Here is an 18,558-nt window from a genome sequence, read left to right as displayed (position 1 = left end):
CTATTTTATAGTTCAAAATAACATAAATTTCGGAGAAGATAATGGCATTAGATGCTTTAGGAATGATCGAAACAAAAGGATTGGTTGGCGCAATCGAGGCAGCAGACGCAATGGTTAAAGCCGCCAATGTTGAATTGATTGGAAAAGAGACCATCGGTGGTGGTTATGTGACAGTAATGGTACGCGGAGATGTCGGTGCTGTTAAGGCAGCCACTGATGCCGGTGCTGCTGCGGCTCAGAGAGTTGGTGAACTCGTTTCTGTTCATGTAATTCCAAGACCACACAGCGATGTAGAACTGATTATTCCTAACAGACCAAGATAAGCAGGACAGAATTGAGACAGCAACCCGCATTGGGATTGGTAGAGACTAAAGGATTGGTAGGAGCCATTGAAGCTGCCGATGCGATGTGCAAGGCAGCCAATGTGAAACTGATCGGGAGAGAAAAAACCAATCCGGCACTCATAACAATTAAAATAATTGGTGAAACAGCGGCTGTAAAAACGGCGGTGGAAGCCGGTGCAGCCGCTGCTTCGCGGGTTGGTGAACTTGTATCCACCCATGTTATACCCCGTCCCGATCTGCAACTGGATTTTATCGTCCCGGGTGTGGTTGAAAAAACGGAGATTGTCGAGAGTGTTAAAGTTGAGAAATCTCCGGAAACCGTCGTTGTAGCCCCAAAGTCCACAGCGGAAACACCCCGGCTTGTATCGAAAGATGAACCTTCGCCGCCACTTCAACCGAAAGTTGTTGTTGCTAAAACGGCAGTAGCTGAAAAGGCGAAACCGGCAAGCCCCCCTAAAAAGAACCCGGAAACAAAACCGCAACAGGAAGTGACAAAAATTTCGCTGCCGGCCGGATTGGAGGAGATGAAGGTAACCGATTTAAGAACACTTGCCAGATCAACCGCCGGTTTCCCGATAAAAGGGAGGGAGATTTCGGTTGCCAATAAAGAAGAATTGCTCAGGCTTTTCGCTGCTTTAGGCAAAGGATCCTGAACGGATAAAAGACCCGGGATCCACGGCACTCAGTAATGAAGCAAAATCTGCCATCAATAATTGTCTCCCTGCTTTTAGCTGCCGGGGCATGGATATTCATAACCTTGTCCGGAGATTTCTATTTAAATTCATCCATCCCGATAGCCTATACAAACCTGCCCCCTAATCTGGCCGTTGATTACACCATACCCAGATATGTTAATGTGAAGTTAAAAGGTTCAGGCTGGAAATTTATTTCCCTCTATTTCAATCCGGAGAATAAATTTGTAATTCCCATATCGAAAGAGAATGTTAATTCGGAGATAAATCTTCGAACTCTGATTTCCGAGAACGGGTGGCTCTCTTCCGACTTTACAGTTGTAGATATTTCACCTTCATTTCTTAAGATAAAAACGGAGGAAGTGGAATACGCCGAAAAACCCGTAACTCTCGATCTGGTGTTGCAGTATGAAGAAGGATTTGGATTGGCGAGCAGAGTAAAAATAACTCCTGACCGTGTGAGGATAAAAGGGAGTAAACAACTGACAGATAAAATCAGATCTATCAAGTCTCAAAGAATGGAATTGACCGGTTTGAAAGAGAAAACCACGATCGAGATTAATCTTGATCTGGTTGATGGTTTGGAAATATTTCCTGCCAAAGTTACCGCAGAAATTGATGTACAAAAAATTGCGGACAGGGAGATAGAGGGTGTTAAACTTGTAGTGATCGAGAATCCACAAGGGAAGGAAGTAGTACTCGTACCCGAAGAAGTTACAGTTGTTGTAAGAGGAGGTATCGACAGAATCGGGGCACTAAAACCGGAAGATGTAAAAGCACTTTTAAATTACAGGGAACTGGTAAGTGATTCCACAGGAACCGCATTGCCAAATATAGTTCTTCCCGACAACATAACTTTTATTGATGTAAAACCACCCAGAATCAAATATTTAGTAAAGCAGTAACAGCATGTTTATAAGTTTTGAAGGAATCGATTTTTGTGGCAAGACCACACAAATAAACCTCTTGAAAGATTACCTCGAGCGTCTTGGCAGGAAAGTCCATATAGTTCGTGAACCGGGTGGAACTCAAATTTCCGAAAAAATCAGAGAAATATTGCTGAACAAGAAACACCTTGAAATGTGTGATGAAACAGAAATTTTTCTTTTTTCAGGTGCCAGAGCGCAGGTTGTGAGGGAAGTGATAAGACCTTTGCTAAATGAAGGTGCGGTCGTCATTGCAGACCGGTTTCATGATTCCACTACTGCATATCAGGGATTTGGAAGGGGACTGAATGGGGATGCCGTTAAAAAGATAAACGAGATTGCGACCGGTGGAACTGTTCCGGATCTTACTTTTTATCTAAAAATCTCAATTGAAGAATCAGCACGAAGAAAACATGCATGTGATGCCGAACTTGACAGAATAGAGAAATCGAACGATCAATTTTATAAAAAAGTTATTGACGGTTACGAAAGAATCTCCATCGAATATACCGACAGGATTAAAACTGTAAATGGTGAAAGAGATGCCACAGAGATACATTTGGATATTGTAAGGATTTTAAATGAGACGATGAATTTCAGTCTTGAAAAGAAAAACCGGGAGTTGCTTTGAAGAAAAACTTTTTTAAGAAAAGAGCCGAGTGGATAGTAATATTTTTTGCTGTCAGCCTGTCACTTGGTGCCTATTCTGCTTTTGGTGACATCTACTATGAAATCGGTAAGAATATTGACATTTTCAGCCGGGTTTATAAAGAAATAACTCTGAATTATGTTGACGAGATCAATGCTGAAGAGTTTATTCGTGCCGGTATCAGAGGAATGTTGAAAGAACTTGATCCTTACACCACATTTATTGACGAGAAGCGTCAGGACGATATCGAACTGATGACAAAAGGGAAGTATGGTGGAATCGGTATTACGGTAGGAATAAGGGGAGAGAATGTCCTTATAATTGAAATTCTTGACGGTTATTCGGCTCAAAAACAGGGATTGCTTCCCGGGGATGCGCTACATGAAGTTGCCGGCACCAGGGTTTCACCCGCCAACTATGACGAAATTTCAAAGCTTGTAAAAGGAACACCCGGCACTTTTGTTGATCTTAAGGTGAGGAGAGGTGATCCAGCCGACACACTAAGTTTCACCCTGATGCGGGAAGAAATTATCGTAAAGAATGTAACCTATGCCGGATTTGTACCCGAAAATTCTTCGAATGTCTATATAAAATTATCAGGATTTACGAGAACAGCCGGTGAAGAGCTGAGGAGTGAGATTGCAAAACTCGCCTCGGTAAGGAAAATCGAATCGGTTATTCTTGATTTACGCGGAAATCCGGGCGGACTTCTCGATATGGCTATCGATGTTTCAAATAAATTCCTGGAGAAAGGCAGTTTGATTGTCACTACTAAAGGTCGGGACTCTGTCTCTATCAGGAAATTTTTTGCAGAACAGGAGCCGTTACTCGGAAAAGTGGAAATGGCAGTTCTAATTGATGACGGGTCTGCGTCTGCTTCAGAAATTGTGGCAGGTGCATTACAGGACTACGACCGGGCTGTATTGATTGGTGAAAAATCATTTGGTAAGGGGCTTGTACAGACCATCACTTCCTTAAGTTTTAATACCTCTTTAAAGATAACCACCTCGAGATACTACACACCCTCGGGAAGAAGCATCCAAAAAATTGATTATGCTTCACAAAACAAAGTTATAGGCAAACATGATTCCGTGCTAACAGCAGTATTTCGCACGAAGAACAACCGTCTTGTCTATAGTGGCGGGGGAATTGTACCCGATTCCATAGTTATTACACCGGAGAAATCGGATTTGTTAAAAGATCTTTTGGCGAAAGGACTCATTTTTGAATTCGTCAATGCTTATTATGAGAAGCACAAAAACAGTAATTTTAACGAAATAAAGAGTGAAAAGCTTTTTGCAGAATTCAGGGAGTTTCTTGAATTGAAGAAGTATAAATTTAAGCATCCAAAGAGCAGTCAGCTCGAAGAGCTCGTTAAAACTTTCGGACAAGATAAAAATTATGTACATTTGCAGGTCAAATTTGATGAATTATCAAAAGAGATTGGCAGCATATCCAAAGATATTCTTCGTTTTCAGAAGGACGAAATTGCGGCAGAGCTTCTCACCGAACTTTCGGGCAGATACCACAACAGCGGTTTCAGAATCAGATACAAACTAATAAATGACCTGCAATTCAAGACCGCACTTGATATAATCAACAACAAACCACTTTATCGAAAAATACTGGCAATCAAATAAATGGCTCAAAAGCGAAGATTAAAATCCAAGAAAGTAGTTTTTCACAGGGATGCGTCCTTTTCAAAATGTCCCTCCTGCACTCAGTACAATACACTCAGAAGGTCGAAAACCCGAAGTCTGTTGGAAGGGGCTATCAAAAATTTGACTTGGTTCAAGATCTACAGATGTACAAATTGTGGCTGGAGGGGTTATAAATCGACATTCATAGTTACAATGGATGGAGTAAAACTGATAGCCACTTATATCGCGATAGCGCTTGCAACCGGCTACGCAGTTAAATTCGTAATACAGAGATTCGTCAAATGAAAGATTCAACTCTCTCCAAACTGGGAGAGATAGTAACCAAAAAAAACCTCCTTCTCGATCCTGTTCACAAAGAAGCCTATTCTTACGACGGCACACCGATTCTCAGACAATTACCCGAAGCAGTGGTTTTTCCGGAAAATGCAGGACAAATTGCTGCTATAATGAAACTTGCAAATGAGGAAAAATTTGCAGTTGTGCCCCGCGGATCCGGTACCGGACTCAGCGGAGGATCTGTTCCGGTAGAAAATTCCATCGTACTGGTAATGACGCGATGGGATAAAATAATAGAAATTGACAATGAGAACCTTACCGCATGGGTTGAACCGGGAGTAATAACTGAAACCCTGCAGAACAAAGTGGAAAAGATCGGTCTCTTCTATCCGCCTGACCCGGGGAGCATGAAAATTTGTACGATTGGCGGAAATGTAGCTGAAAATGCCGGCGGATTGAGGGGTTTGAAGTATGGCGTTACAAAAAACTATGTACTTGGTTTTGAGGCTATCATGCCAAATGGTGAGTTACTTGCAGTTGGCGGGAAAAATGTAAAAGATGTTGCCGGCTACAATCTTAAGGATGTAATGATCGGGAGTGAGGGCACGCTTGGAATATTTACCAAGGTGTTGCTAAAACTTATCCCCAAGCCTCAGAAATCAATTACGATGACCGCATATTTTGATACTTTATTGGACAGCGGAAAAGCTGTTTCTGATATAATTGCGGCTCATGTTGTCCCTGCAATGATGGAATTCCTCGATCACACCACAATAAACTGTGTTGAAGATTATACCGGTATCGGTCTGCCCAGGAACAGTGAAGCGATACTTATTATCGAACTTGACGGGAAAGGTGCCGAAGTTGATGAGGATGCATCACGCGTATTGGCTGCACTGAAAAAGAATAAATCTTCGTTCGTGAAAGTTGCCTCAAATGAAAATGAGGCTCTGGTTCTTAAATCAGCACGCAGAAGTGCTTTCAGCTCTCTTGCAAGAGTGAAACCGACAACGATTCTTGAGGATGCAACTGTCCCAAGAAGCGAACTGCCTGTAATGATCGAAAAAGTAAAAGATGCTGCAAAAAGTTTTGATGTGATTATTGGAAATTTTGGTCACGCTGGTGATGGCAACCTTCATCCAACATGTTTAACCGATGAACGGGATCAAAAGGGAATTTCAAACGCTCACAGGGCTTTTGACTACATTTTTAACGAGGCTATCAAACTTGGCGGAACAATTACCGGAGAACACGGTACAGGTCTCGCCAAAAAGCAATTCCTCGAGGCTGTCGCAGGTTCAGCAGGTGTGGATTTCATGAAGAAGATTAAAGGCACTCTGGATGAAAACAATGTTCTCAATCCCGGTAAAATTCTCACCATGTCTCCAAAATGTGAAGGGGCAATGCCGGTAAGGCGGGAGGATATCGACTTTTTTACTCACTCCCATAATCACTAAAATGAGCGAATCGCCACTTCAACAAACCCTTTCCAAAGCGATTATCTCCGATGATATTCTTGCACAGTGCATGCACTGCGGCATGTGTCTTCCTACATGTCCAACCTATTCCATCACCAGACTTGAGTCATCATCACCCCGTGGCAGAATCCGACTAATAAAGAGTGTTGCTGAGGGGAAACTCGAGATCAACAAAACATTCATCAATGAAATCAATTTCTGTCTCGACTGTCAGGCATGCGAGACCGCCTGCCCTGCGGGGGTTAAATACGGATCAATAGTCGAAGCGGCAAGAGAAGAAATCTCCATCAGGAATCTTGAACCATTCATGGTCAGGTTCATCAGGAGAGCCGGACTTAATTTTATAGTTGCCAATCAAAGCTTACTGAAGGTAGTTGCAAAAATTCTTTATTTTTACCAAAACACCGGTATTCAGAGTTTCCTCCACAACATTGGCTTCTTTAAAATACTGGGTGGAAACCTCGGACAGGTTGACAGTCTCTCCCCAAAAATGTCAAAACGATTCAGCAGCGATATGATGCAGGAAGTATATACGCCTGCGGAGCCTGTCAGATACAGAGTGTTGCTGCCTCTTGGTTGCCTGATGGATGTGGCATTTGCAGACATAAACTCCGACACGCTGGAGGTATTGCTGCAGCATGGTTGCGAAGTCATTATCCCGAAGGGTCAGGGATGTTGTGGATCGCTTCACGCACACAACGGTGAACAAAGAAAAGGGATGGAACTCGCTCAAAAGACGATGGAGCTCTTTGGACGATACAAATATGACTATCTTATCTCCAATTCTGCCGGCTGTGGTGCTTATATGAAAGAGTATGGCCACATTTTCTCCGGAGACGAACACGACCAAGTTACAGGCGACATTTCCCGAAAAGCTGCGGAATTTTCGTCGAAGGTGAAAGATATCTCCGAGTTTCTTCACGAAACAGGATTCAGAGCTGAGAATTACGAATTTGAGGGAATGGTCACCTATCATGATGCCTGTCATCTTGCTCATACTCAGAAAGTTACAAAGCAACCTCGTGAGATTTTGAAGTCGGTAAAATCAATTCAGTATTCAGAACTCGACGAGGCATCGTGGTGTTGCGGAAGTGCGGGAATTTACAATGTGGCGAGATATGATGATGCTCTCCATTTTCTGGAACGGAAGATGGAAAATATCAAAAACAATAATTCGGAGGTCGTCGTGATGGCAAATCCGGGTTGTATGGGGCAGATAAAACACGGTGTAAACAAGCATGAACATGCCGTGGAAGTGCTGCATTTGGCTACATTTCTAAACAGGTCTTACAAAAGGCACAAAAATTAGTTCCAAAATCAGAAAAAATTTTCTTTTTTTGAGGGAAATTTGTTAATTTTTGGTGTTACTTTAATACAAATCCGCAAAAAAAACTTTCAATTAGCTAATTATTTATTCAGAAATTCGCGTTTATAACGACAAATTGATACACAATTACATCTTTCCCTTATATCAATTTCATTCTTCAGGTAATGCAGCGAAGAATATCAGGTCTGCCACACCTTCCTCAAATTTTATTTTAACTCGTAATTTTTTCAGTAATTTAAGCAAAGGTAAGCGATGAGCAGTTTTATCGACTATCTATTACGAATACGGTTACCGATAGTGATATTCGTGGCGCTTGCGTCTTTTGTAACCACTTATTATGTCTCACGAGCCGAAAGAGACGGAGTCGGGTACGCACCTGATCAGCCGATCAATTTCTCTCATAAACTTCACGCAGGAACGATGAAGATAGACTGCCAATATTGCCATACGGGAGTGGAAAAAACAAGATTTGCAAGTATTCCGTCGGCTGCTGTCTGTATGAATTGTCATACGCAGGCAAGGACCGACAGACCCGAGATCATCAAACTCACCGAATATTACAAAGCAGGCAAGCCAATCCCCTGGAAACGAATCCACCGCACTGCAGAATACGCCTACTTCAACCACAGCGTGCATGTATCGAAAGGTATCGATTGTAAGTCGTGCCATGGAGATGTAGCTAATATGGATAAAGTTTCACAGGTTAATCCATTTAACATGGGTGCATGCCTCGATTGTCATAGAAATCCTGAGAAAAAACTTCCTTATCTGAAACAAGTAAACAAGGGGCCCGAGCACTGCTGGGCTTGCCACAGATAGGAGCGAACAGAATATGTCAGAAAACAAAGAAACTCTTAAAATGGACAGAAAGAAATTTTTAGGCTCTCTTGCGTTGCTTGGAGCAGGCTTTTTCGCTTTCAGAAATATTTTCTCTTTTTTGGGATTTGGTAAAAAGGAAGAGCCGAAAAAGAATATCACCGTTCGTGAGAATCCTTATTCAGTTAAAAGAAAAACCACAGGTGGTGTAAATGAGCGAGCATAATAAAGAATCGAATGATCAGATGAATGATTCATTGTGGCGCAGTATTGAAGAGTACAAAGCCGGTGGAAAGCTTGACGAGAGTCATTATAATGAATTCATGCCGGGTGTAAAAGAGGAATTTGATCCCCACAAGAGCATGACGGGAATCTCGAGAAGAAAATTTCTTGCGCTTCTGAGTGCATCTGCCGCCTTTACCGCAGCAGGGTGCTCCGATTACAAGGAAAAAGGGGAGTTGATGCCCTACAACAAAAAACCGGGTGAGATAACAATCGGTGAACCAAATTTCTACGCCTCCACCTGTGCAGGCTGTGCTCATTCATGTGGTATTCTGATTAAAACCCGTGAGGGCAGACCCATAAAAGTTGACGGCAATCCTGATCATCCTGTAAACGCCGGAAAAATTTGTGCAAAGGGACATGCATCCGTGATGGATTTGTACGATCCTCAAAGGATTACAGAGCCACAGAGTTCGAGAAGAGGTTCCTACAATTCTGTAAGCTGGCAGGAAGTTGACAAAAAAGTGATTGCTGAACTCAACTCTCTTGGAGGTGATGAGGCTGCTTTTATTTCAAACAGAGTGACTTCACCGACTGCAATGAAACTGATGAAAGAATTGCAGGAAAAGTATAAAGGCATAAAATTTTACTATTATGATCTTTTCTCCGGTGAAAACAGAATTTCAGCGTGGAGAAAATGCTATGGTGAGGATTCTGTACCTGCAGTTATCAGTTGGGAAGAGGCTGATGTGATTCTTGCACTTGAGGCAAGCCTGTTTGGAACCGACGGAAACAATCTCGAACAGCAGAGACTCATCAGATCACGCCGTGATGTAAACAACACAAAGAAATTTAACAGACTGTACGCTGCCGAGGCAAACTACAGTACAACCGGTGCCAGTGCAGATTACCGTTTAAGGATAAAACCGGAGCAATACTACGATTTTGTACTCACTTTAATGAACGAAGTGAGCAAGCGTGGAAAAGGAAAAGATCTGGTTCCCAAGGAACTCGCCGGGAAACTTGGTGAGTTTACTGCTGAATCATTTGTTAAAAAATCGGGTCTTGCGGCAAAGAGTGCCAAATCACTTAATTCACTGATTGGTGATCTCGTTTCATCAAAAGGTAAAGCCATAGTGTTTGCGGGTGAGACAGTTCCAGCGGATGTTCATGTGCTTGTTAATCTTCTTAATGAAATGACAGGCGGAACTTCCCTGTACAGCAAAAAGACAGAGGATGTTTATCTTCACGATTATTCGTCGTCGAGTGACATTGCTGAACTTGTAAAGAAAATGAAATCGCGTAAAGTGAAACTCGTGGTGAACCTGGATTCAAATCCTGTTTACCATTTCCCAAAAGATCTAGGTTTTGAAGAAGCACTAAAGAATGTCAGTACAGTAGTGACACTTGCCACACTTCAGAACGAGACGACATTTTCTTCGACCTATGTTTTGCCGATAAATCACAACTTCGAGAGCTGGGGTGACGCACAGGTAAGAAGTAATGTTACAAGTACCATGCAACCTGTTATTGCACCACTCTACAACACCCGTCAAAAAGAGGCAATCCTGCTTCAATGGCTTTCAGGGAGTGCAGACGGTTACAAAGAGACAGCTTATCTCGATTATTTAAAAACCTCTTGGAAATCTTCCTGGAAAGGTACCGGTTCATTCGACAAATTCTGGTCGGGTGTCATACATGATGGTGTATGGATCGAATCTGATGTGAAGGTGGAGACTCCAAAGTGGACATTAAAAGATGTGCCAACAGCCAATCCGCTTCCTGCAGGCAAGATCGCAGTTATCCTCGCTGAAAGCTACGCTCTCGGAGATGGAAGACATGCGAACAACGGCTGGCTTCAGGAACTTCCACACCCTGTATCAAAAATTACCTGGGACAACTACGCTGCCATTTCGGAGAAAACCGGAAAAGAACTTGGCCTAAAGACCAACAGTCTGGCTGAAGTATCGGTAAATGGTAAGAAAGTTACACTTCCAGTTCTGCTTCAACCCGGTCTCGCTGACAACACAGTGGTTGTGGAGTTGGGATATGGAAGAACAAAATGCCCCGTTGTAGCACTTGAGGTTGGCAAGGATGCTTCAGTATTCCTCAAATCTCTTGGTGAAAAAGTGTTTACAACAGCAACGCTCGCCAAGGTTGATGGGATGTATAATCTTGCATCAACACAGGATCATCATACTTATGATGAAACACTTATTAAAGATGCCCACCTGAAGAGAAAAATAATTCAGGAAGGTACAGTCAAACAGTATGAAAAAGAGCCTGATTTCCTTCATAAAGGGAAGCATGAACTGATTTCACTTTACAAACCATACGACTACCCTGATGTCAAGTGGGGAATGACAATCGATTTGAACAAATGTACAGGCTGTGGAAACTGCTCTGTCGCATGCAGCATCGAAAACAATATCCCCGTGGTAGGTAAAGATCAGGTACTCACCGGCAGAGAAATGCAGTGGATGAGAATCGACAGATACTATTCGGGAACACCAGAAGAGCCTGTTGCAGCTTATCAGCCGATGATGTGTCAACACTGTGACAACGCACCATGCGAAAATGTTTGCCCCGTTGTTGCAACCACACACAGCCCTGACGGTTTGAACCAGATGGTTTACAACAGATGTGTTGGTACAAGATACTGCTCGAACAACTGTCCTTATAAAGTAAGAAGATTCAACTTCTTTGACTTCAGAGATCATTTCGCAAATGGTTACTATTATGAAGAACCTGTAAATCTCGGAAACAATCCTGAAGTATCGGTTCGACCGAGAGGTGTCATGGAAAAATGTACATTCTGTGTTCACAGAATTGAAGATGCCAGAAGCAAGGCACTTGTGGATGGAAGGAAACTTAAAGGCAGCGATGTTAAAACCGCTTGTCAGGAGGCCTGTCCTGCAGAAGCAATATCCTTTGGTGATCTTGTAGAAAAAGATACTGATTTCAAGAAGTTTCACGACCATAATCTTGCGTACCATTTGCTCGAAGAACTTAATGTCAAGCCAAATGTATCATATATAGCAAGATTGTGGAACACTAATACGGAGGAAGCGTAAGTGAATATAGATTACAGTAAAGAACTTCCGTTAATTCAGGGGAGGCTCTCTCTCGGTGAGATAGAGGACCTGATAGCCAAACCAATGTCGGAGAAGCCGACTAAGAAGTATTTTTTCGCTCTTAGTATCACGCTTTCCCTTCTGATGATTGGTGCGGTTTCGCTTGGATTAACTTTTTACTACGGAATTGGACTGTGGGGTAACAATCAACCGGTTGGTTGGGCGTTCGATATAGTAAATTTCGTTTTCTGGGTTGGTATTGGTCACGCCGGTACACTTATCTCTGCAATTCTTTTCCTTTTAAGGCAGAAGTGGAGAACGGCGATCGCCCGGTTTGCAGAAGCGATGACGATATTTGCAGTAATGTGCGCAGGTATCTTTCCGGCAGTCCACACGGGTCGTCCCTGGCTCGACGGCTGGTTGCTTCCGCATCCAAATCAGCACTCATTGTGGGTTAACTTCACATCACCACTCCTCTGGGATGTGTTCGCAGTTTCAACCTATTTTACCGTGTCGCTGGTATTCTGGTACATCGGTCTGATTCCCGATTTTGCGGTAATGAGAGACAGAACAACAGGAAAAATAAAGAAATTCATTTATTCCTTGTTCAGTCTTGGATGGAGACATTCACACAGAAACTGGCAACATTACGAGAAATCGTATGTTATTCTCGCCGGTTTCGCCACTCCTCTCGTTCTCTCGGTACACACGATCGTATCATTCGACTTTGCAGTCTCGATAATGCCCGGCTGGCACACAACAATATTCCCGCCATACTTCGTAGCCGGTGCCATTTTCTCCGGTTTTGCGATGGTGGTAACCGTGCTAGTGTTTGTCAGAAAGGTTTTTGACCTGGAGAATATAATAACGATAGACCACCTCGAAAAGATGAACAAGGTTATACTTGCGACAGGAATGATGGTTGGTTATGCTTATGCGATGGAATTCTTCGTTGCATGGTATAGTGGAGTTCAGTTTGAACAGTTTGTTTTTATAAACAGAGCTTTCGGTCCATATGCCTGGGCATATTGGATCATGGTAAGCTGCAATGTTATTTTCCCTCAGTTTTTCTGGGTGAAGAAATTCAGAAGATCAATCCCCGTTATGATGGTTATCGTAATATTCGTAAATGTGGGAATGTGGTTTGAAAGATTTGTAATCACAGTTACATCACTCCACAGAGATTTTCTTCCATCAAGCTGGGGATATTATACCCCGACACTATATGACTTCGGTCTGTTGCTCGGCAGTTTTGGACTTTTCTTTACACTCGTCCTTTTGTTTGTAAAGGCAATGCCTGTTGTGGCAATTTCTGAAATTAAGGCCGTTGCTGACGGTGCACAACCAACACATCACGGGGGTGACCACTAATGGAACGCACAACAAAATTACACGGCATAACAGCCCTGTTTGATACACCTGATCAAATAATTCACGCTGCTGAGAAAGTTTCTCATTCAGGTTACAAAGATTTCGATGTTCACACTCCTTACCCCGTTCATGGCATGGACGACGCGATGAAGTTGAAACCTTCGAAACTCGGATATGTAACCCTCGTTTTCGGCCTTTCTGGAGCTGCATTCGCATTGCTTCTGATGTGGTGGACGATGGTTGTGGATTACCCGATGAATATCGGTGGAAAGCCGTTTTTCTCGCTTCCGGCATTTATTCCGGTTACTTTTGAGCTGACCGTACTTTTTGCAACTCTTGCAACGGTAATCGGGATGATAACATTTTTCTTCCGGTTCCCTGACAACAAACACCCCTTGCATGACACTCCATACATGCAGGCAGTCTCAAGAGATAAATATGGTGTTTTCATCGGAGCTGCTGATCCGAAGTTTAATGAAACAGAAGTCAGAGCCTTGTTTGCTTCACTTGGCAGTAAGACTGTATCTGAAGTCTATGAAATCGAAAAAACCTGGCAGGATGCATTTAACCCGAGATTCATCGGGATTCTTGTCACGGTGGCTGTTCTGGTTTCAGGAGGTACTTACTTCGCCCTCAACAAACTTCTTTATATCACACCATTCAACTGGATGCAATACCAGTTTAGAGCGATGCCTCAGGCTAAGAGTGATTTCTTTGCTGATGGAAAAACGATGAGAGAACCGGTTGCAGGAACTGTAGCAAGGGGTCACATGCCATATGAATACAAAGATTCAACCGCTCAACCCGCTATTCCACTCGAGAATCCTCTTGTAAGCAGTGAGGAAGTGTTGAAACTCGGACAAAAGAAATATTTAACATTCTGTTCTCCCTGCCATGGAAATTATGGAGACGGCGACAGCAGATTGAATCAGCAATTCCCGAATCCTCCAAGTCTGCATACGGTTAAGTTGCAACAGTGGAAAGACGGAAACATTTATCATGTAATCTCCAACGGGCAGAATGTGATGCCTTCTTACTCACACCAGCTTACTGTAAAGGAAAAATGGGCTGTGGTATCTTACATAAGAGCTTTGCAAAAAGCCAAGAATGCTTCAGAAGCTGATATTCAGCAGTACAGAAAGGAGAACACTTCAAATGGCAAATAATGATTTGCAATATGTGAAAAAAGTTTTGCCCAACAAGGTACTCAACATTGGCTTGGCTATCCTTGCTGTTGGCCTGATAGTTGGTGCTTTCGGGCTTATTCTTGATCCTGTAAGAGCGAAATTCTCCTATCTGCTTGGTTTCTTCTTCATCCTGACAATAGGGATGGGATCGCTGTTTCTCATCGCTCTCGAGTATGTGGTGAACGCAGACTGGAGCACACCGATGAGAAGAGTACCCGAATTCTTTGCATCGACAGTACCGTTGTTTTTGCTCATTGCTGTCCCGCTTTTCTTCTTTATGCATGACCTGTTTCACTGGTCACATACAGAAGCAGTCGAGAGTGATAAACTGTTGAAGGGGAAGGAACCCTACCTGAACATTCAGTTCTTTATAATCAGAGTGGTGGTTACCTTCGCAATCTGGTCGATTTACTATTTCTTTGTTGTTAGAAATTCCAGAAAACAGGACGAAACCAAAGACCAAAAACTGACAAAGAAAAATATTGTGGCATCAGCGATTTTCATTCCGCTGTTTGCAATCACGATTACATTTTCTGCTATTGACTGGATGATGAGTCTCGAACCACACTGGTTTTCCACCATTTATGGTGTTTATGTCTTCTCCGGAACGATGCTTGCCGGACTTGCCGCCACTACGCTGGCTGTGATCCTTTTAAAGGAAAACGGTTATATGCACCCGAGACTGACAGACGATTCATTGGCGAGTCTTGGAGGGTTGCTCTTCGGATTCGTAAACTTCTGGGCTTACATTGCATTTTCACAATTCATGCTCATCTGGTATGCCAACCTTCCAGAGGAAACCTTCTGGTTTATTCGCAGATGGGAAGGAATGTGGGCATCAATCAGCCTGACCTTGATTGTGGTTCATTTTCTTGTACCATACGCACTTCTTCTGCCGGCTCCTGCAAAGAAAGACCCGAAGAGATTGAAGTTTGCGGCTGTCTGGATACTGATCGCCCACTTGATCGACCTTTACTGGTTGATAATGCCCCAGTATCACGGTGAGAAAAGTGGTTTTATATATGTATTAAGCGAGTTTGGTTTCCCGATTGCCTCAGTCGGAATTCTTATCATCGTTTTTTACTTCAATTTCAAAAAGTATAATGCAGTTCCTGTCGGCGATCCAAAGCTTGACAGAGGACTGAATTTCAGGCTGTAGGAGGTAAAATAAAAAATGAGTGATCAGAAAAAATCGATTTTTGATAATCCACTTGCTTTTCTTGCGGCTTCATATCCGTATATGCTGATAGTACTCCTTGGAATCGGAATCTACTATGTAAGGAATCTTGGTCAGGTGAATGAGAATTCACTTCCTGCCCGTTTGTTTGATTCCACCACCATAGTTGCCGAACTTCCTGTGGCAGATGCAGCGATCCTGAAAGCAGTCGATGCTGAAATGATAAAGAAACCATCTGATGAATTGATTGCCAAAGGTAAAGAAATTTATGCCACAAGTTGTGCATCGTGCCATGGTGCCGACGGCAAAGGCGACGGAGCTGCGGGTGCAGCTTTGAATCCGAAACCGAGAAACTTCCACCAGGAAAAAGGGTGGACAAACGGCAATGACATATACAATATGTGGAAAACCCTTCAGGAAGGGATCATTGCCAATAATATGGCAGCTTATGATGTTTTGCCTGCAGACCAGAGACTCGGATTGATACACTTTATCCGCAACAATTTCATGACAAATCCTCCACCTGTTACCGATGCAAATATCAAACAGATGGAAGATAAATACCAGTTGACGAAAGGCACTTTCAAACCGGGAACCATTCCGGTTAAGGGAGCTGTCGCCATTATATCGAAAGATAATTCAGCTTCCATAAAAAAACTTGATGACCTGATTAAAACAATTGATGCAAGAGGGAAGAAAGATCCGGGTGCAGCATTGTTCCTGAGCGTTGTGCACGATAAAAAACTTGCTCTTTCAGCTTTGAGTAAAAATCAGGATTGGAAGGATGGCACTGACGCCCTCTTGAAATTCGTGAAGAAAAACATAGAGTTCAACGGATTCAAGTATAAATTATTCTCTCTCGGTGAAGAAGAACTCGATAAATTATTCAGTTTCTTAAAAAGTTCATTGTGATAAACAAAATCAAATACTATTTCATTTTAGTACTCTTTCTTGCGGTTCAGGTTCCTGCCTTTTCAGGGCAGGGGAGCGAAACTGCCGGTCTCGATGACAGCAAGCTGGGCACTACTCTTCCTCTCAATATGGTTTTTACCAATGAGAAAGGGGAGAAGGTTGCCCTAAGCAGTCTTATAGATAAACCGACCATTTTGATGTTTGTTTACTATAAGTGTCCGTCTCTCTGTTCACCGATGATTGCAGACATCGCATCGCAGGTCAGAAGAGTCGATCTCGCGCCGGGCAAGGAATATCAGTTGATAAGCATCTCGATTGATCACAACGAGACATGGAAGGATGCTGCCGAGAAGAAAAAAGGAGTACTTAGTTCGGGAGCTGTCGGATTACCTGAAAATTCGTGGTATTTCCTGACGGGCGATTCAGTTTCAATTAAGAAGTTGACCGAACTTGCCGGAATAACCTTCAAGAGATCAGGTGATCAGATTATCCACCCCGGAGTTGTAATGGCTCTGGCAAAGGATGGAAAGATTACCAGGTATATCATAGGACCGAAGTATCTTCCGTTCGATATCAAGATGGCTGTAATAGAAGCGATGGATGGCACAACTGCTCCGACAGTTGCGAAGGTATTGAAATTTTGCTTCAATTATGACGGTGAGAGTCAGACCTATGTACTGAATGTTACCAGGATTTTTGGGATAATAATCATTTTTGTGGCTGTTGTCTCAATTGTAGTTTTAGTAAGGAAATCAAAAACAAAAGATATTAAAGAAGGTGCATAATATGTCTTCAACAACAAACGATGTGAATGTAAGTTATCTGGATTATAAAGGTAAGCATTCCGGTTTATTGGGTTGGATACTTTCTGTGGATCACAAGAGGATCGGGATATTGTATCTCGTTACGATGCTGGCGTTCTTTGCTGTTGGTGTCACTTTCGGCTTCCTTATGAGGCTCGAACTGATAGCTCCGGGAAGAACCATCATGGATCCCCAGACCTACAACTCATTTTTTACGCTTCACGGTATCATAATGATCTTCCTGTTCATTATACCGGGATTGCCCGCAGTATTCGGTAACTTCTTTTTACCAATAATGCTGGGAGCAGCTGATGTGGCATTTCCGAGGCTTAATCTTATGTCATGGTGGTTGTTCCTTATTGGTGGACTGCTCGCCATTACCTCTGTCTTTCTCCCCGGAGGAGCACCTGATACCGGGTGGACTTTTTACATCCCATATTCTGTAAGAACCTCCACGAATGTGATACCGGCTCTTATGGCTGCTTTTGTTTTGGGTTTTTCCTCGATTCTAACAGGTATAAACTTTGTAGTTACTGTTCACAGATTAAGAGCCAAGGGCATGACATTTTTCAGAATGCCTCTCTTTATCTGGTCGCTTTATTCTACTGCATGGATTCAGGTTCTTGCAACTCCAATTATTGGTATTACACTTCTTTTGGTGGTTTTTGAGAGAACACTCGGAGTGGGAATTTTCGATCCTGCTTTAGGTGGAGATCCTGTTCTCTATCAGCACCTGTTCTGGATTTATTCTCACCCGGCTGTGTATATCATGATTTTACCTGCGATGGGTGTGGTTTCGGAGATAATCCCTGTTTTTGCACAAAGGACGATTTTCGGCTATAAATTCATTGCATTTTCGAGTGTGGCGATTGCATTCCTGGGTTCTCTCGTGTGGGCACACCATATGTTTACTTCAGGAATGAGCGGAGTAGCCATGATTGCTTTCTCGGTTCTGACTTTCCTTGTCTCGATTCCGTCGGCAATAAAGGTATTCAACTGGGTTTCAACCCTGTACAAGGGGTCAATATTAACCGAACCGCCACTTTTGTTTGCTCTCGGTTTTATATTCCTTTTTTCAATCGGCGGGTTCACGGGACTGATACAGGGAGCCCTCTCGGTTAATCTTCATATTCACGATACTTCATTCATTGTGGCACATTTCCACTATGTGATGTTTGGTGGTACAGGATTTGGAATTTTTGCTGCCATGCATTACTGGTGGCCCAAGATGTTCGGCAGAATGTACAACAAAGTTGTTGCTAAAGCAGGATTCTGGACATTATTTGTCGGTTTCAATCTTCTCTACTTCCCCATGTTTGTGATGGGATGGCTCGGAATGCCAAGAAGATATTATGATTATCTTCCTGAATTCCAGATTTATCACATGCTTTCCACTGTTGGTTCATGGATACTGATTACAGGTCTTCTGATTATGTTTATCAACCTGTTTAACGCCATCAAAAAAGGAAAGAAAGTTACAGAAGAGAATGTATGGGGTGGTGAGACACTCGAGTGGCATACTCCAACTCCACCGTTCGTTTTTAATTTTGAAAAAACTCCGGAAGTTCACGGAGGTCCATATGAATACAAAAGAAACGAGATTTCTGAACCTGAATTAGAGGAGGAAAAAGTTTGAGCGATAC

17 protein-coding genes are annotated in these 18,558 nt (G+C 42.8%); all 17 read left to right on the top strand.

What is annotated here, in order from left to right; all coding sequences use genetic code 11:
* Window positions 1-41 precede the first annotated feature (41 nt).
* The gene (eutM, locus tag J0L60_11125) at window positions 42-323 is read left to right on the top strand and encodes an ethanolamine utilization microcompartment protein EutM (GenBank protein MBN8546669.1); all 282 of its coding nucleotides are present in this window, start codon (window positions 42-44) and stop codon (window positions 321-323) included.
* Between the two features lie 11 nt (window positions 324-334).
* A complete protein-coding gene (locus J0L60_11120) occupies window positions 335-997 on the top strand; it encodes a BMC domain-containing protein (protein ID MBN8546668.1) in 663 nt (220 codons plus the stop codon).
* 35 nt (window positions 998-1,032) lie between these two features.
* A complete protein-coding gene (locus tag J0L60_11115) occupies window positions 1,033-1,941 on the top strand; it encodes a YbbR-like domain-containing protein (protein ID MBN8546667.1) in 909 nt (302 codons plus the stop codon).
* 4 nt (window positions 1,942-1,945) lie between these two features.
* Entirely contained in the window at window positions 1,946-2,593 is a 648-nt protein-coding gene (tmk, locus tag J0L60_11110; GenBank protein MBN8546666.1) for a dTMP kinase, read from the top strand.
* A complete protein-coding gene (locus J0L60_11105; GenBank protein ID MBN8546665.1) occupies window positions 2,590-4,251 on the top strand; it encodes a S41 family peptidase in 1,662 nt (553 codons plus the stop codon). Before tmk ends, J0L60_11105 begins: the two co-directional genes overlap by 4 nt.
* A gap of 141 nt (window positions 4,252-4,392) precedes the next feature.
* Window positions 4,393-4,557 carry a hypothetical protein gene (locus J0L60_11100; protein MBN8546664.1) on the top strand — a complete coding sequence of 55 codons (165 nt, stop codon included), beginning with the start codon at window positions 4,393-4,395 and terminating at the stop codon, window positions 4,555-4,557.
* On the top strand, window positions 4,554-6,005 hold the full coding sequence (locus tag J0L60_11095; GenBank protein MBN8546663.1) for an FAD-binding protein: 1,452 nt from the start codon (window positions 4,554-4,556) through the stop codon (window positions 6,003-6,005). Before J0L60_11100 ends, J0L60_11095 begins: the two co-directional genes overlap by 4 nt.
* Window position 6,006: 1 nt before the next feature.
* Window positions 6,007-7,335, top strand: a complete 1,329-nt coding sequence (locus J0L60_11090) for a (Fe-S)-binding protein (GenBank protein MBN8546662.1) — start codon at window positions 6,007-6,009, stop codon at window positions 7,333-7,335.
* A 282-nt stretch (window positions 7,336-7,617) separates the two neighbouring features.
* Window positions 7,618-8,172 carry a cytochrome c3 family protein gene (locus J0L60_11085; protein ID MBN8546661.1) on the top strand — a complete coding sequence of 185 codons (555 nt, stop codon included), beginning with the start codon at window positions 7,618-7,620 and terminating at the stop codon, window positions 8,170-8,172.
* Window positions 8,173-8,185: 13 nt separating this feature from the next.
* Entirely contained in the window at window positions 8,186-8,395 is a 210-nt protein-coding gene (locus J0L60_11080; GenBank protein MBN8546660.1) for a hypothetical protein, read from the top strand.
* Complete coding sequence (locus J0L60_11075; GenBank protein ID MBN8546659.1) at window positions 8,382-11,465, top strand: 4Fe-4S dicluster domain-containing protein; 3,084 nt, start codon at window positions 8,382-8,384, stop codon at window positions 11,463-11,465. The genes J0L60_11080 and J0L60_11075 overlap by 14 nt, the downstream gene beginning before the upstream one ends.
* Before the next feature lie 84 nt (window positions 11,466-11,549).
* The gene (nrfD, locus tag J0L60_11070; protein MBN8546658.1) at window positions 11,550-12,836 is read left to right on the top strand and encodes a polysulfide reductase NrfD; all 1,287 of its coding nucleotides are present in this window, start codon (window positions 11,550-11,552) and stop codon (window positions 12,834-12,836) included.
* A complete protein-coding gene (locus tag J0L60_11065) occupies window positions 12,836-14,002 on the top strand; it encodes a DUF3341 domain-containing protein (protein ID MBN8546657.1) in 1,167 nt (388 codons plus the stop codon). Before nrfD ends, J0L60_11065 begins: the two co-directional genes overlap by 1 nt.
* 97 nt (window positions 14,003-14,099) lie before the next feature.
* Window positions 14,100-15,182 carry a quinol:cytochrome C oxidoreductase gene (locus tag J0L60_11060; GenBank protein MBN8546656.1) on the top strand — a complete coding sequence of 361 codons (1,083 nt, stop codon included), beginning with the start codon at window positions 14,100-14,102 and terminating at the stop codon, window positions 15,180-15,182.
* An 81-nt stretch (window positions 15,183-15,263) separates the two neighbouring features.
* The gene (locus tag J0L60_11055) at window positions 15,264-16,112 is read left to right on the top strand and encodes a c-type cytochrome (protein ID MBN8546655.1); all 849 of its coding nucleotides are present in this window, start codon (window positions 15,264-15,266) and stop codon (window positions 16,110-16,112) included.
* On the top strand, window positions 16,109-16,897 hold the full coding sequence (locus tag J0L60_11050) for an SCO family protein (GenBank protein ID MBN8546654.1): 789 nt from the start codon (window positions 16,109-16,111) through the stop codon (window positions 16,895-16,897). Before J0L60_11055 ends, J0L60_11050 begins: the two co-directional genes overlap by 4 nt.
* A 1-nt stretch (window position 16,898) precedes the next feature.
* A complete protein-coding gene (ctaD, locus tag J0L60_11045) occupies window positions 16,899-18,551 on the top strand; it encodes a cytochrome c oxidase subunit I (protein ID MBN8546653.1) in 1,653 nt (550 codons plus the stop codon).
* The last annotated feature ends 7 nt before the right edge of the window (window positions 18,552-18,558 follow it).

The sequence above is a fragment of the Ignavibacteria bacterium genome, from assembly GCA_017302895.1.
Classification (GTDB): domain Bacteria; phylum Bacteroidota; class Ignavibacteria; order Ignavibacteriales; family Ignavibacteriaceae; genus UTCHB3.
Note: the sequence above shows the minus strand (reverse complement) of the source record. Positions and strands in the feature narration are given on the sequence as shown.